The 14,881-nt window shown below is 68.1% G+C and carries 16 protein-coding genes and 1 tRNA gene; 5 read left to right on the forward strand and 12 right to left on the reverse strand.

All coding sequences use genetic code 11. From position 1 onward, the window contains the following. Window positions 1–19: 19 nt before the first annotated feature. From LGR54_RS12640 to LGR54_RS12655, 4 genes are all read right to left on the reverse strand, one after another. Entirely contained in the window at window positions 20–988 is a 969-nt protein-coding gene (locus LGR54_RS12640) for a quinone oxidoreductase (RefSeq protein ID WP_230362317.1), read from the reverse strand. 54 nt (window positions 989–1,042) lie between these two features. Beyond that, window positions 1,043–1,609 (reverse strand): TetR/AcrR family transcriptional regulator, encoded by a 567-nt coding sequence (locus LGR54_RS12645; RefSeq protein ID WP_230362318.1) that lies wholly within the window; start codon window positions 1,607–1,609, stop codon window positions 1,043–1,045. 202 nt (window positions 1,610–1,811) lie between these two features. Then, window positions 1,812–1,888: transfer RNA gene (locus tag LGR54_RS12650), tRNA-Met, on the reverse strand. Window positions 1,889–2,000: 112 nt separating this feature from the next. Then, window positions 2,001–2,513 (reverse strand): NUDIX domain-containing protein, encoded by a 513-nt coding sequence (locus tag LGR54_RS12655; RefSeq protein ID WP_230362319.1) that lies wholly within the window; start codon window positions 2,511–2,513, stop codon window positions 2,001–2,003. Window positions 2,514–2,543: 30 nt separating this feature from the next. Here LGR54_RS12655 and LGR54_RS12660 point away from each other — a divergent pair, with 30 nt between their 5' ends. Further along, the gene (locus tag LGR54_RS12660; RefSeq protein WP_230362320.1) at window positions 2,544–3,485 is read left to right on the forward strand and encodes a metallophosphoesterase; all 942 of its coding nucleotides are present in this window, start codon (window positions 2,544–2,546) and stop codon (window positions 3,483–3,485) included. Window positions 3,486–3,497: 12 nt separating this feature from the next. Here LGR54_RS12660 and LGR54_RS12665 read toward each other — a convergent pair whose 3' ends face one another. After that, complete coding sequence (locus LGR54_RS12665; protein ID WP_230362321.1) at window positions 3,498–4,640, reverse strand: ROK family protein; 1,143 nt, start codon at window positions 4,638–4,640, stop codon at window positions 3,498–3,500. Between the two features lie 303 nt (window positions 4,641–4,943). Here LGR54_RS12665 and LGR54_RS12670 point away from each other — a divergent pair, with 303 nt between their 5' ends. Then, entirely contained in the window at window positions 4,944–5,738 is a 795-nt protein-coding gene (locus tag LGR54_RS12670) for a glycosyltransferase family 2 protein (RefSeq protein WP_230362322.1), read from the forward strand. Here LGR54_RS12670 and LGR54_RS12675 read toward each other — a convergent pair. From LGR54_RS12675 to LGR54_RS12685, 3 genes are all read right to left on the reverse strand, one after another. Continuing rightward, complete coding sequence (locus LGR54_RS12675) at window positions 5,696–6,529, reverse strand: phosphatase PAP2 family protein (RefSeq protein WP_230362323.1); 834 nt, start codon at window positions 6,527–6,529, stop codon at window positions 5,696–5,698. The two genes, LGR54_RS12670 and LGR54_RS12675, sit on opposite strands and share 43 nt — an antisense overlap. A 151-nt stretch (window positions 6,530–6,680) precedes the next feature. Further along, window positions 6,681–7,007 carry a lipid-A-disaccharide synthase N-terminal domain-containing protein gene (locus LGR54_RS12680; RefSeq protein ID WP_230362324.1) on the reverse strand — a complete coding sequence of 109 codons (327 nt, stop codon included), beginning with the start codon at window positions 7,005–7,007 and terminating at the stop codon, window positions 6,681–6,683. Between the two features lie 2 nt (window positions 7,008–7,009). Beyond that, a complete protein-coding gene (locus LGR54_RS12685) occupies window positions 7,010–8,713 on the reverse strand; it encodes a glycosyltransferase family 39 protein (RefSeq protein WP_230362325.1) in 1,704 nt (567 codons plus the stop codon). Window positions 8,714–9,006: 293 nt separating this feature from the next. Between LGR54_RS12685 and LGR54_RS12690 the strand changes: the two genes are divergently transcribed. The 3 genes from LGR54_RS12690 (at window position 9,007) to kdsA (ending at window position 11,662) form a co-directional block, all read left to right on the forward strand. Then, window positions 9,007–10,014, forward strand: coding sequence for an SIS domain-containing protein (locus LGR54_RS12690; RefSeq protein WP_230362326.1), 1,008 nt, complete (start codon window positions 9,007–9,009; stop codon window positions 10,012–10,014). Then, on the forward strand, window positions 10,011–10,751 hold the full coding sequence (locus tag LGR54_RS12695; protein WP_230362327.1) for a 3-deoxy-manno-octulosonate cytidylyltransferase: 741 nt from the start codon (window positions 10,011–10,013) through the stop codon (window positions 10,749–10,751). The genes LGR54_RS12690 and LGR54_RS12695 overlap by 4 nt, the downstream gene beginning before the upstream one ends. Before the next feature lie 65 nt (window positions 10,752–10,816). Further along, a complete protein-coding gene (gene kdsA / locus LGR54_RS12700; RefSeq protein ID WP_230362502.1) occupies window positions 10,817–11,662 on the forward strand; it encodes a 3-deoxy-8-phosphooctulonate synthase in 846 nt (281 codons plus the stop codon). A 61-nt stretch (window positions 11,663–11,723) separates the two neighbouring features. On the opposite strand, the gene LGR54_RS12705 is transcribed toward kdsA, so the two are convergent. From LGR54_RS12705 to LGR54_RS12720, 4 genes are all read right to left on the reverse strand, one after another. Further along, window positions 11,724–12,161 (reverse strand): heme-binding protein, encoded by a 438-nt coding sequence (locus tag LGR54_RS12705; protein WP_230362328.1) that lies wholly within the window; start codon window positions 12,159–12,161, stop codon window positions 11,724–11,726. Between the two features lie 139 nt (window positions 12,162–12,300). Continuing rightward, window positions 12,301–12,804, reverse strand: coding sequence for a BA14K family protein (locus LGR54_RS12710; protein WP_230362329.1), 504 nt, complete (start codon window positions 12,802–12,804; stop codon window positions 12,301–12,303). A gap of 187 nt (window positions 12,805–12,991) precedes the next feature. Then, window positions 12,992–14,005 carry an amino acid ABC transporter substrate-binding protein gene (locus tag LGR54_RS12715; protein WP_230362330.1) on the reverse strand — a complete coding sequence of 338 codons (1,014 nt, stop codon included), beginning with the start codon at window positions 14,003–14,005 and terminating at the stop codon, window positions 12,992–12,994. Between the two features lie 37 nt (window positions 14,006–14,042). Further along, on the reverse strand, window positions 14,043–14,666 hold the full coding sequence (locus LGR54_RS12720; protein ID WP_230362331.1) for a L,D-transpeptidase: 624 nt from the start codon (window positions 14,664–14,666) through the stop codon (window positions 14,043–14,045). Between the last annotated feature and the right edge of the window lie 215 nt (window positions 14,667–14,881).

The raw sequence follows: 14,881 nt of genomic DNA on the forward strand, positions 1-14,881 counted from the left end.
TGACCGTCGGACGCCCGCCTTACGGCAGCAGCAGCAGCTTGCCGGTGGTGGCGCGGCTCTCCATGTCGCGATGCGCGCCGGCGGCGGCGGCGAGCGGATAGGTGGCGCCGACCGTCACCTTCAGCGCCCCCGAGGCGATCCATTCGAACAACTGCCCGGCGCGGGCCCGCAGCAGGTCGGGCGTGTGGATGTGGTCGAAGAAGGCCGCGTAGCCGATCTTGATGCTCTTCGGCAGGCTCATGATGTCCAGCGGCCCCGGCCCGCCCAGCACCGGGCCGTACCAGCAGAAGGTGCCGGAGCGCCGCAGCGAATCGAGCGAGCCCTGGAACGTCGCCGGACCTGAGCCGTCATAGACGACATGCACCCCCTCCCCGCCGGACAGCCGCACCACCTCGGCGGCGAAGTCGCCCCCGGTCGCGACGATCACATGGTCGGCGCCGGCATTGCGGACGGCCGCGACCTTGTCCGGCGAGGAGACCCGGCCGATGACATGCCCGCCGCGCAGCCTGACGATCTGGGTGAGCAGCAGCCCGAGCCCGCCGGCCGCCGCATGCACCAGCGCGATGTCGCCCGGCTGCACCGGATAGAAATCGGTCGCGAAATGGCTGGCGGTCAGCCCCTGCATCATCACGGCAGCGGCGGTGCGGTCGTCGATGGCGTCCGGCACGGCGACGAGGGCATCGGCCGGCACCGCGAGGCGCTCGGCATAGCTCCCCGGCGCATAGACCCAGGCGACCCGGTCGCCCGGCCGGAAGCGGCTGACACCCTCGCCGACGGCCAACACCCGGCCCGCCCCCTCGACACCGAGCACCTTGGGATTGGGCTCGGGCGCCCAGGCGAGCCCCCGGCGCACGCCGGTATCCATGAAATTCACACCGGCAGCCGCCAGCTCCACCAGCACCTGCCCGGCGGCCGGCACGGGCTCGGGCCGCTCCACCACTTCCAGCACCTCCGGCCCGCCCGCGCGGGTCATCACCACCGTCTTCATGCCACTCTCCTTTATTGACTGATCATTCCATAATTCGGCAAAAAAAGCGCCGCCTCACCGCAGCGCGCGCAGAGCGAGCCGGCCGAGCGCCGCCAGATGGGCGTCGTCGGCGCCGCCGCGCGCCGCGAGGCGGATGGCGGCGACATTGCCGAGCAGGAAGCCGGCGGCCTCCTGCGGGTCGAGATCCGGCCGCACATCGCCGGCCGCCTGCGCCTCGCCCACCCGCCGGACGATGGCGGCCTGAAGCGAAGCGTGGGCGGCATCGTGAATGGCGGATAATTCGCCGCTGCGCCGGCCGAACTCGCAGATCGAGCCGATGCCGAGACAGGGACGCCGGGCCTCGACGACCACCCGCTGCATCATGTCGCCAAGACCGTCGATGGCGCGAGACGCGCCGCGCAAGGCGGAAAGATGCGCCCGCGTCTCCACCTCGACATAGCGCGCGACCGCCGCGCAATAGAGCCGCCACTTGTCGCCGAAGGTGTCGTAAAGGCTCTGCCGGCCGATCTTCATCGCCTCGGTCAGCATGCCCGCCGACGTGCCCTCGAAGCCGTGCTCGCGGAACACGCCGATCGCGGCATCCAGCGCCAGCTCCTTGTCGAATTCCTTGGGTCTCGCCATGGCCCAGCGATAGCCATTATGGAACGATCAGTCAATAATGGACGCGCCAGTTCCCAACACTGTGATCCGCACGCGCAAGCGAGCCGACGGATCCATGCCGGAGCACATACGCGGAATGCATGAAAACGAGATCGGCGCCGTCGTCAGCGCGGTCGGTCACGTGATGGGTGGGGACACATCGGCCGCCTCCCTTGGGAGGCGATGGTAGCGGAGGAGGGACTCGAACCCCCGACCCCAGGATTATGATTCCCGTGCTCTAACCAGCTGAGCTACTCCGCCATCGGAAGCGACCGTGTCGGGCCGCCTCGCGAGGTGCGCGGATATAAGGAAGCTCGCCGAAGGGTGTCAAGCGCCGCTGTGCATGCTTCGCACAGCCGAAACGCCTTCCGGCCTACCAAAGTGCGGCCGGCGGGCGTTTCTCGACGATCTCGGCGATGCGCCGCCGCGTCGCCGGCGTGGTCGCCGCGGGCATATCCTGCGGTGGGAAGAAGCCGGTCTCGGCGATTTCGCGATTGGGATGCACCGGCGGGCCGATGTCGAAGCCGCGCGAGACGAACACCGCGACATGATCGCGCGAGCCGAGATGGGCGTTGAGGAACAGCCCATGCAGCAGCGGCGGCTCGGTGAGACGGATCGCCGCTTCCTCCATCAATTCGCGGCGCGCCGCCTCCTCCGCCGTCTCGCCGGGATCGACGCCGCCGCCGGGCAGATGCCAGCCGGCGACATAAGTGTGACGCACCAGCAGGATATGCCCCTGTGGATCGATGACGGCGGCGCGCACGCCCAGCGTCACGCCGCGCGTCAGCCGGCCCCACAGATGCAGCAGGCGCGACAGGCGGAACGACGGCAGCCCGGTTCGACTTGGCGTGGACGCGATGTCCGGCCCCTCGGCCCGGCTTCCCATCCGCATGTCGGCGCTGCTATGGAGGGCCCCGTGTTCGTGCTCGCTCATCTCACCGACCCCCATCTCGGTCCGCTGCCGCGGGCGCGGCTCCTCGAGCTCGCCGGCAAGCGGGCGCTCGGCGTCATCAACTGGCGCCGCGGACGGCGGCGGCGCTTCTCGGAAGACACCATCGATCTCCTCCTCGCCGACATCAAGGCGACGGCGCCGGACCATATCGCGGTGACCGGCGATCTGGTGAATGTCGGCCTGCCGGCGGAATACCGCACCGGCCTCGACTTCCTGCAGGAACTCGGCCCCGGCCACTATGTGACGGTCGTGCCGGGCAATCACGACGCCTATGTGCGCTCCACCGCCCATCACGCGCTGCTCAACTGGGGCAACTACATGCGCGGCGACGGCGCCGAAGGAGGCGACGCGGAGGGCGTGGTCGCCGAATTCCCCTTCCCCTTCGTGCGCCGGCGTGGCGACGTCGCGCTGATCGGCGTCTCGACAGCGGTGCCTACCCAACCCTTCATGGCGACCGGCAAGGTCGGACGCGGGCAGATCGAGCGGCTGGCCGGGGTGCTGAAGGAACTCGGCGAGCAGAAACTGTTCCGAGTGGTGCTGATCCATCACCCGCCCTGCGGCCACCGTTCGGCGCATAAGCGGCTCCTCGATGCCGAGGCGGTGCGGGCCTGCCTCGCCGCCCATGGCGCCGAGCTGGTGATCTGCGGCCACGACCACCGGCCGATGGTGGAAATGCTGGCCGGCCCCTCCGGCGGGCTGGTGCCGGTCGTCGAGGCGCCGTCCTTCGCCGCCGGGCCGGAGGACAGCCATTGGCCGGGCGGCTACCACCTCTACCGGATCGAGCGCCTGCCCGGCGCCGAATTCCCCTGGCGCTGCACGCTGGAGGCCCGCGGCTTCGCCCGCGGCGAGGCCGCGACGGTCGCCACCCGCACCATGCGGGTGCTGATGGCGGCGAAAAGCGCCTAGCGCTTCCGTTCGTCAGCCCTTCCGGCCGTCCTTGCCGGCCTCCTTGCTGTCGTCCCGCTTCCGCGCCGCCTTCTGCTCCTCATTGGGCCGCGCGCGATTGGTGAAGCGCGCATTGCCGAGGCCGGTGCCGATGGTCAGCACGCCCCAGCGCGCGACGTCCTGCATGAAGGGGATTTCGCTCAAGCCCTGCACGACGGCGTCATTGTGCATCGTCACCGTCGTCTCGTGCCCGCCGATGGAAGGAATCGCCTCCCATAGCCTTGTCGGCAGGTTGAACCCCGCGCTTTCCCAATTGCCCGGCAGGTTCTGGGCGCCGGTCTCGATCGAGCCGTCGGCGGCGATCGAGCCGGGGCAGCCGACGCCGATGAAGGGCGCGAGCCGCAATCCCTCCTTATCGGCCTTGCGGATGAGCCCTTCCAGCATCCCGACCAGCCGGGCGACGGCGGCGTCGCGCCCGAGCTTCTCCTCCGCATGCTGCCACAGCTCGAGGTCGCGGACCCGCGCCTTGGACAGGTCGTCGGCCTTGTCGAGATTGAGCCTCACGATGCCGCAGCGGATGTTGGTGCCGCCGATGTCTATGGCGAGGATGTTGTCGTAGCTGGCGAACATCCAGCTCGGCGCCAGATGGGCGCTGCCGATCAGCCCCGCCTCGTCCGGGTCGTTGTGGATGGGGCGCAGCTCGATGTCGATCTTGTCCGCCCGAGCCAGCAGCTCTGTCCGGGCAATCGCGATCTCGGCGAAGCGGCTGGTCTTCAGCCCGCCACCAATCGCGATGCGCTGGGTGTCGTGCCATGTCTCGCTTCGTAGCAGGCGCCGGATCACGGCGAGCAATTCGCGGGCATAGTCCTCGATGGCGCTATGAACCAGCGCCTGCTCCTGCGGCCTGCCTTCCGCCAGCGCCTCGTCGACCCGCGATTTAGACAATTCGTCGGGTGCCACGTCGTCGAGCAGCGGCAACTTGCGCTCCGCCAGCTTACGCCAGCGCTCGAAAATCTCGAAGAACGCGGCACGGCGGGCGCGGTCGCCCACGAAGCCGTCGCCCTCGCGCAGCTGCGCGTTGAACCCGTCCACGGTCACCGCGGCGAGGGTAGCAGCACCATGGACGGTGACGTCGGGCGGCGTCGCGTTCGACTTTCTTGCAGTCTTTCTGGGCATTCGCTCCCCCTGAACCGAGACGTCGGCACCCCCTCGCGCACCGCGCGAACCGTGGCCGGTAGGATGCAACGGCTCCGGACGCGATGAAGTTCCGGCGGGCCGAACATGGAACGGCCGGCCGCGATGGAAGGAGGGCGTCGGCACGAGTTCGGCGGTCGCCATATGCGTCTCCGTCGAGCCCGCACGACGTTACGGAAATTGACGGCCAGCTGATTTTTGCCATTAACTGCAGGCGTATTGTCTATTCACGCCGATTTCATCGAAGTTTGGCAGTATCTGCGGATTGATCGAGATTGCGATACGATGCGCGTTTCAGTTGTAATTCCTGCCTATAACGAAGCCGGCAATATCGGTCGTCTCGTTACGGAAACCTTTAGCGTCCTGCCCGAGGACATTCTCGGCGAAGTGGTCGTCGTCGACGATTGCAGCGACGACGGCACGCGCGCCGAGATCCGTGGGCTCATGGCGCAGTATCCGCGCCTGCGCTACCTCCGGCATGCCCATAGGGCCGGCCAGAGCGCCGGCCTGCGCACCGGCATCTTCGCCGCTGGATTTCCCGTCATCGCCACCATGGACGGCGATGGCCAGAACGATCCCGCCGACATACCCGCCCTGCTCGCCCGCATCGCTCCGCCGGGAGGCGAAGGGCCCGCGCTGGTCGGCGGCCTGCGTGCGCGGCGGCTCGCCACCGGCTCGCGCCGCTGGGCGTCGCGTTTCGCCAACGGGTTGCGGGCCCGGCTGCTCAAGGACGAGTGCCCCGATACTGGCTGCGGCATCAAGGTCTATTGGCGCGAGGCCTTCCTCCGCCTGCCCTATTTCTCCAGCATGCATCGCTACTTGCCCGCGCTGTTCATCAGCTACGGGCATGCGGTCGCCTATGAGCCGGTCGGCGACCGGCCGCGCCTTGCCGGCAGCTCGAAATACACCAATTTCGGGCGCGCCCTTGTCGGCATCTACGATTTGTTCGGCGTGGTCTGGCTGAGACGTCGCACCATCGTGCCACCGATCGCCGAGGACAGTGGCGCTGCCATCCCGCTACGGCCGGTGGCGCCGGCTCACTCGGCCGGCAGGATCGACGCCGACACCGCCAGGCTCTGAGCCACCGGCCGACGGCCTTCGCCGCCGGAACGTGCCAGCCTTCCACGGATGAAGCCGGACATCGCCTCGAGATCGCCCCGCACCTTCGTCTGCGCGGCGAGGCCGAGCCGGGTCAGTTCCCCGTCGAGGCGTTCATCCTCGAACAATGCGGCGTGGCTGACATAGAAGACCTGCCGCAGCGCGACCGCGATCGTCAGCACCAGCGCGATGGCGACGGTGATGTCGGAGAGGAAATGCCCTCCGAAGGCCACGCGGTTCAACGACACCAGCGCAACGAGCATAGCAAGCATGGCCGCCACCCGCCCGCGCCAGGGGCGCGGCACGAACAGCGCCAGCGGCAGCAAGCAGGCGATGGTCGCCGCCTCGCCGGAGGCGAAGGAGCGGTGGGTGAAGCTCTCGCCCAGCGACCAGGCGTCGAGGAAGGGAACCGAGCCGCCGAACTCCTCCACCTTCACCGGACGCGGGCGCCCCCAGAAGGTCTTGAGCACCCCGTTCACCAGCAGCACCGGTCCGAGCAGGTAGAGACTGGCGAAATACAGCGCGAAGCGGGGCGGCAGGAGGCAGGGGCGCAGCGGGTGCAGCAGCTTGAGCACCAGCGCGGCGAACACCACCACCGCCACCGTGACGGGAATGTTGCTGCCGGCCATGCGGAAGTCCTGCAGCAGGCCGCTATGCGCCAGCGGGAAGCCGATGCCGGGCACATAGAATTGCCGGCTGATCGCCAGGTCGATGCCGGGAAACAGGATGAACGCCGACGACAGCAGCAAGGTGCCGAGAAGGCAGGCGATCACCCGGTTCTCCGCGCAGAATGCCTTGAATCGCCTCACCGTCCCGTCCCCCTCGCTGCGATGCGGGGGACTCAACAGGGGGTCGGTGTAGCCTCTATGAAGCCTCGGTGACGTGTTGGCGAAAGCTGGGGATAGTTGGCATTATGACACAGGCTCAAGCGGCCGTGTCGGAACCGCGTCCGCCCTCGGCAGGCACCACCACCGGGGTCCGCCCCAGCCGCTCGCGGATCACGAAATAGAGGTTGCGGGCATAGATGAGCAGCCCCGCCGCCTGTCCGAAGATGAAGACCGGGTCCTCGCGATAGATCGCATAGGCCAATAGCGTGACACCGCCGGCGATGGAGAACACCCAGAAGGTCAGCGGCACCACGCTGCGCCGCGCCCGTTCGCTGGCGATCCACTGCACCACGAAACGGCCGGTGAACAGCACCTGCCCGACGAAGCCAATGATCAGCCACGGCGTGATAGTCAGCGACATCATGCTCATGATCCCTTTGCCTCAGCCGCCGCGGGGGTGGTGAGGATTTGCAGCGTCATCGCGCGTCCATTGCCGAGATTGAAGCCGGACACGGTATCGATCAGGGTCGGCTTCAGCCCAAGTTCCGCCTGGCGCGCCTCGAAGGCGGCGCGCTGGCGATCCGTCACCGCTGCCACCCGGCAGCCCGGTCCATTGAGAAAATCGGCCGCCTCGGTACCGGTGCCGTGGCGGGTTTCGGTGCCCAGCACGAACAGCGTGCTGGCCTCGTCGAAGCCGGACACCAGGATCTGCGGATTGGCGCAGGAGACATGGGCGGCGATGGAGCGGGCGATCTGCGGCGAAACCCACAGCGCCTCGACGCGCGGCGCCGCCACCCCGAAGCCGAGGCCGTAGAGCACCACCGCCTGGGCGATCAGCGGGACATAGGTAGCCTCGAGCGTCGAGCGCAGCGCCCTGAAGGCCGCCCATCCGCCGAGGACGGTCGCGAGCGCGGCGAGAACCACCGCCTCGACCGGCAGTTGCCCCGCCAACAGGTGCAGCCCGACGACGAGGCCTATGCCGGCGAACACGCCCCCGGTCGCGGCGGCCAGCGCCAGCACGCGCGCCCACCCGGCCGGCGGGGTCAGCCGGCCGGAGGCCAGCGCCGCGCCGGCGAGCAGCGCGATGGCCGGATAGGCCGGCAGCGTGTAGTGCGGCAGCTTGGTGGCGAACAGTTCGAAGGCGATCCAGAACGGCACGATCCAGCACAGGGCGAAGCGCACCGCCGGCATCGACCGGTTCGACCACACCCACGGCGCCGCGATCGCCGCCAGCGCCGCTCCCGGCCAGAAGATGACGAAGAAGGCCAGCAGATGCGCGCCGGGCGGCGCACCATGCGATTCCTGCCCCGCCGCCACCTTGCCGAGCAGGTCGTTGCCGACCGCCTCGTGGAAGAAGGCCATGCCGGTGTTCATGAAGATGGCGATCAGCCAGGGCAGCACGATCAGCAGCATGAAGGGGACGCCGATCAGCGGCCGCAGCGGCTTCAGCCAGGCTGCCCGGCGTTCCCAGGCGAGCAGGCCGAGCACGGTGAAGCCGGCCAGCATCGGCACGATCGGCCCCTTGATCAAGATGCCGCCACCCATCGCGCCCCAGAACAGCAGCGCCCAGCCAAGCGGCACCGGCTCGTCCGCACGGGCAGTGTAGAGCCGGGCCAGCACCATCTGCCCGGTTACCGCGAAGGCGAGCAGCGTCGCGTCGGTCTTGGCCAGCCGGGCCTCGGCCCCGAGGATCAGCGAGGCCGCGAGCAGCGCCGCGCCAATGAAGGCCGCGCGCGGATTGAACAGCCGCAGCCCGACAGCATGCGTCACCAGCACCGCGATCAGCGCGGCGAACAGTGAGGGCAGCCGGTAGGCCCAGATGGGCGCTTCAGGCGCCAGACCGGTGAGCTTCACCGCCGCCGTCTGCAGCCAGTAGATGCCGATCGGCTTCTTGAAACGGTACTCGTCGCCCAGCCGAGGTGCGACATAGTCGCCGCTCGCCACCATCTGCCGCGACGCCTGCGCGAAACGCGCCTCGTCGCGGTCGATCACCGGCAAGGTGAAGAAGCCCGGCAGCACGCAGGCGAAGAACAGCAGCACCAGGGCGAGCCGCGCATGGCGCTCGGCGAGGCCGGCAAGGGAAAAAGCTCCGAGACGGCCGTCCGGCACGGTCCTCGCTGCATCACTCATCGTCGGCTCGATCCCTTCGGTCCGGCACAGCCGGCCACGCGGCCGCTTTCCTAGCTACTAGCACGTGACGTTCGTGTGATCGATTTAAGGCGGAACGGCCTTCGTCCCCCGCAAGCGCCGTGCCGCATTCCCGCCCGCATGGCTGGGCAAGACACGCAAACGAGACAAGAGCGGCAAACACGGCTATTGAGCGGCCGCGGCGCGGACACCGTCCTCCCGCCGGCCCGCCGTGCGCCGGCCGCGCAAATCGGATAGGAAGACGGGATGACCGTGAAACGCCTCATGGTGAGTCGATGCTGAACAGGACCCTTCCGGCCGAACGGACCGACAGCCCCGGCGTCGCCTCGTTGCGGCGCACCCTGCAAAAGGCTTCCGAGGCGGTCGAGGCCCTCACCGACCTCGCGCGCGGCGACGAGTCCCTGCGCGCCGCCTTCGACGCCGCGGTGGAACTGGTGGCGGGCCGCAAGGGCCGGCTGATCATCTCCGGCGTCGGCAAGAGCGGGCATATCGGCCGCAAGATCGCCGCCACCATGGCCTCCACCGGCACGCCGGCCTTCTTCGTGCACCCGACCGAGGCGAGCCATGGCGATCTCGGCATGATCGCCGCCGACGATACGCTGCTGCTGCTGTCCTGGTCCGGCGAGACCGCCGAGCTCGCCAATGTGCTGGCCTATGCCAAGCGCTTCGACATTCCGCTCATCGCCCTCACCTCACGCGAGGACAGCGCGCTCGGCCGCAACGCCAATGTGATGTTATGCCTGCCGCAGGTCGCGGAAGCCTGCCCGCACGGCCTCGCGCCGACCACCTCGACGCTGCTCCAGCTGCTCGTCGGCGATGCACTCGCCATCGCGCTGCTGGAACATCGTGGCTTCACCCCGCAGGATTTCGGCGTCTTCCATCCCGGCGGCAAGCTCGGCTCGCAGCTGCGCCCGGTCGGCGAAATCGCTCACATCGGCGAGGAGATGCCGATCATCCCCACCGGCACGCGGATGAGCGAAGCGCTGCTGGTGATGTCCAGCAAGGGCTTCGGCGTGATCGGCATCGTCGACGCTTCCGGCGCCCTTGTCGGCGTCATCACCGATGGCGACCTGCGCCGTCACATGGCGCCCGACCTGCTGCAGCAATCGGTCGAGACGGTGATGTCGAAGCGTCCCCGCGTGGTGGACGAGGCGATGCTGGCGGCACGGGTCCTGCTGCTCATGCAGTCGGAGAAAATCACCGTCGCCTTCGTGGTGGACTCCCGGCGCCGCCCGCAGGGCATCATCCACATCCACGACCTCCTGCGCGCAGGCGTCGCATGAAGAGCGAGACGCTGGTGCTCATTCCGGCGCGGATGGCCTCCACCCGCCTGCCGGGCAAGCCGCTCGCCGACATTGCTGGGGCGCCGATGATCGTGCAGGTCGCCCGCCGGGCGGCGGAGGCCGATATCGGCCGCGTCGTCGTCGCCGTCGACCATGCAGACACCTTCGCCGCCGTCACCGCCGCCGGCTTCGAGGCGGTGATGACCAAGGTCGAGCATCCCTCCGGCTCCGACCGCATCTTCGAGGCGCTGGAGCGCGTCGACCCGCAGGCCCGCGCGCGCTACGTGGTGAACGTGCAGGGCGACCTGCCGACCATCGAGCCGGACACGGTGCGCGCCGCCCTCGCCCCGCTCGAAGACGCCCGCGTCGACATCGCCACGCTGTGCGTCGAGATCGTCCGCGAGGAAGAGCGCACCAATCCGAACGTGGTGAAGGTGGTCGGCTCGCCCCTGTCGGACAGCCGCCTGCGCGCGCTGTACTTCACCCGCGCCACCGCCCCCCATGGCGACGGGCCGCTCTATCACCATATCGGGCTCTACGCCTATAAGCGCGCGGCGCTGGAACGCTTCGTGGCGCTGCCCCCGTCCCCGCTGGAGCAGCGCGAGAAGCTGGAACAGCTGCGGGCGCTGGAGGCCGGCATGCGCATCGATGTCGAGATCGTCGCCTCGGTGCCGCTTGGCGTCGACACGCCGGAAGACCTCGAACGCGCGCGCCACATGCTGGCCGCATCCGCCTGACGGCTGCGGGACGAAAAGCGCCGCCGGCCACTATCGCCGCAAGGCCAGGAGTTCACGACGTGAGCATCGAACCGACCACCAACGCCACCATTCAGGTCGGCTCCGGCGACCGGCAGGTCACCTTCGCCAACAAGGCGCCGCTGGCGCTGATCGCCGGCCCCTGCCAGATGGAGGGCCGCGACCACGCCTTCATGATGGCCGAGCGGCTGACCGAGATCTGCGACCGGGCGGGCATCCGCTTCGTCTACAAGTCGTCCTTCGACAAGGCGAACCGCACCTCGCTGTCCGGCAAGCGCGGCATTGGCCTGGAAAAGGCGATGGAGATCTTTGCCGAGCTGAAGCAGCAATTCGGTTTCCCGGTGCTCACCGACGTCCACACCGAGGAGCAATGCGCCCAGGTCGCGCCGGTGGTGGACGTGCTGCAGATCCCCGCCTTCCTCTCGCGCCAGACCGACCTGCTGATCGCCGCGGCGAAGACCGGACGGGCGATCAATGTAAAGAAGGGCCAGTTCCTCGCCCCCTGGGACATGCGCAACGTGCTGGCCAAGATCGCCGAGAGCGGCAACCCGAACACGCTGCTGTGCGAGCGCGGCACCAGCTTCGGCTACAACACCCTGGTCTCCGACATGCGCTCGCTGCCGATCATGGCTGATCTCGGCGCGCCGGTGATCTTCGACGCCACCCATTCGGTGCAGCAGCCCGGCGGCCAGGGCGGCTCCTCCGGCGGCCAGCGCGAATATGTCGAGACGCTAGCCCGCGCCGCGGTCGCCATCGGCGTCGCCGGGGTGTTCATCGAGACCCATGAGGATCCCGATCACGCGCCGTCGGACGGCCCCAACATGATCCAGATCGACAATATGCCGGCGCTTATCGCCCGGCTGCAGGCCTTCGACGCCGTCGCCAAATCCTGACGACCCGATCCCGACGAGCAAGTCCTCCCGGCGACGGCGCCCCCTGCCTGAACGGCGAGGATCAATCCTCGCCGGGATCGCCGACGAGACCGGCCGCCGCGATGCCGGCCAACGCCGCCGCCTCGTCATTGTCCGAGGTATCGCCGGAAATGCCGACGACGCCGACCAGCGCGCCGGCCGCATCGCGGATCAGCACGCCGCCGGGCACCGGCACCAGCGCACCATCAGCCACATGAGTCACCGAGGCGATGAAGTAGGGCTGCTCCTTGGCGCGCTTGAACAGCGTGCGCGAGCCGAGGCCGAGCGAAAGCGCGCCATAGGCCTTGCCATGCGCCACCCCGGCCCGCTTCAGGCTGGTGCCGTCCTCCGACGCCGCCGCCTTCAACGCCCCGCGCGCATCGAGCACGACGACGGACATCGGCTTGAAATTGCCCTTGCGGCAATGGTCGAGCGCCGTGGCGACGATGGTCTGGGCGGCAGCGAGGGTCAGTTCGGTCATGGACGCACCTTCATCGGAGATTTCAGCCGGAAAATCGGACATCTCCGATAGGCCCGCTCGGCGCGCCGCCGTCAAGCCAGCCCAAAAGCACGAAAGCCCGGCCGAGGCCGGGCTTTCGCTTTTCGAATGCAGGACGGTGTCAGTAGGGCGAGACGCACTGCTGGCGCGGCCCGTTATAGGGCTGGAACGTGTTGTCCGAGGCCCGGTAGGAGCGGTACTGGCTCGCGCACCACTGCACATGTCCGTTGCCGCCGCCGCTATAGCTCGGCTGTGCGGCAATGGCGCCGCCGATCAGCGCGCCGGTGGCGAAGGCGGCGGCAGGGTACCACCAGCCATTGTAGCTACGATAACCGGGCCGGTAGTAATTATAGCCGCGATGGCCATTGTAGTAGTGGCGACCACCCCGGTTGTAGTAACCGCGCGACGACCCAGCGTAATGGCGCGACTGGTAATTCGGCCGGGGGCCGACGCCGGGACGCGCCCCCATATTGGGACGTGGGCGCGGCTGGTATTGCACCTGCTCGATTTGCTGAGCCGGGGCCTGTAGGCCACTCGGGTTCCATGGCACGGCCGCAGCGGGAACAATGCCGGCGCTGGCAAAGGCGGCGATCGCCGCAACTGCGAAAGAAATCTTCTTTATCATCGGATTACTCCTGCTATGCCATTCCTGCTACGAACTTTACTTGTCACGCATGAATGCAGCCTGAACAAATTCGTCAGCATTCGGATAAACGGGTGAACGCGTGTTTTGTTCCGATTTCCGATGACCAATAAAAAACCGGCTCACCCTCTCGGGGAGCCGGCTCCGTTCGTTGGCGCTGCCGTCGAGGTCAGCGGATCGGCGGCGCGTACTGGATGCCGCCCTGGCTCCACAGCTGGTTGATGCCGCGGGGAATGCCGAGCTTGGAACCGGTGCCGACATTGCGCTCGAACACCTCGCCGTAATTGCCGACCGCCTTCACGATCCGCACCGCCCAGTCCTTGGAGAGGCCGAGATCCTCGCCATAAGTGCCGTCGGCGCCGACGAAGCGCTTCACGTCCGGCTTCTGCGAGGCCAGCGCCTTGTCGAGGGTGGTGGTGCCGATGCCGAGCTCCTCGGCATTGACCAGCGCGTAGAAGCTCCACTTCACCACGTTCAGCCACACGTCGTCGCCCTGGCGCACCACCGGGCCGAGCGGCTCCTTGGAGATGACGTCGGGCAGCACGATGCTGTCGGCCGGCTTGGCGAGCTTGAGGCGCAGCGCGTAGAGCTGGGACACGTCGGTCGTCAGCACGTCGCACTTGCCCTCGTCATAGGCCTTGACCAGCTCGTCGACGCCCGGCTGCTGGATCAGCTCCAGCTTCATGTTGTTCTGCTGGAAATAGTCCTGCGCGTTGAGCGCGCTCGTGGTGCCGCTCTGGACGCAGACCTTGGAGCCGTCGAGCTCCAGCGCGCTGGTCTTGTTCGCCGCCGCCGGGATCATGAAGCCCTGGCCGTCATAATAGGACACGCCGGCGAACAGCAGCTTCAGCCCCGCCTCGCGCGACAGGGTCCAGGTGGAGTTGCGCACGAGGACATCGACCTCGCCCTTGGAGAGAGCGGGAAAGCGCGCCTCCGCCGAGAGCGGGACATACTCGACCTTGGCGGGATCGTTGAAGATGGCGGCGGCGATGCCCTTGCACAGGTCGACGTCGAAGCCGCTCCACGTGCCGTCCGCGCCCTTCGCCGAGAAGCCGGCGAGCCCCTGATTGACGCCACATTTCAGCGTGCCGCGCGCCTTGACGTCGGCGAGCGTGTCGGCCTGCGCGAACCCGGTCGCGAACAGGACGCCGGCAGCCGCCAGCGCCATTCCCAGATGTTTCATGCGTTCCCCCTGCGGCCGCTGCCGCATGTCGCCTTGTTCAGAGAGCCGGCGTCTGCCGGATGATGACCTTGGTGCCGACCGGCACGCGGGTGAACAGGTCGTGCACGTCGCTGTTCACCAGCCGGAAGCAGCCGGAGGAGACGGCGTAGCCGATGGTCTGCGGCTGGTTGGTGCCGTGGATGCGATAGACGGTCTGGCCGAGATACAGCGCCGCCGCGCCCATCGGGTTGCCGGGGCCGCCGGCCATGAAGCGCGGCAGATAGGGCTGGCGCTGGATCATTTCCGGCGGCGGCGTCCAGTCCGGCCACTCGGCCTTGCGGGAGATCTTCTGCAGACCCGACCACTGGAAGCCGTCGCGGCCGACGCCGATGCCGTAGCGCATCGCCCGGTTGTCGCCGAGCACCAGATAGAGGAAGCGCTCATCGGTATGGATGATGATGGTGCCGGCGGGCTCGTTGGTGCGGAAATACACCGGCTGCCGGCGGAAGGTCGGATCGAGCTGCTCCTCGTCCGGCGAGGGCACCCGGCCGGGCTCCTCCTGCACGTCGAGCAGTATGCTGTTAAGGCCCGCGGGCGGCCGCGCCTGTGCCTGCGCCTCGCTGGCGGCTCCACCGGCAAGGGCGGCTGTCATGGCCAGCGCGCCCAGAATGCTCCAACGCATACTTATCCCTCCTCAGATCGCCACGCCTCTGAAGGGCGGGACATCGGCACGAGTCACGGTCGCTCCCGGATACCGATCGAAGGGATTTATTCACCACAAGTCAATGACGAGTGGTTAATTTCAAGGCTTGGAAGATCAAAAACGTAGCAGCTGAGACCCTGAGATTTCCTCATTTTTCAATGGGTTTGTCTCATGTTCGTCCGCCGCCAACTGGG

Source organism: Ancylobacter sp. Lp-2 (genome assembly GCF_020523795.1).
Classification (GTDB): domain Bacteria; phylum Pseudomonadota; class Alphaproteobacteria; order Rhizobiales; family Xanthobacteraceae; genus Ancylobacter.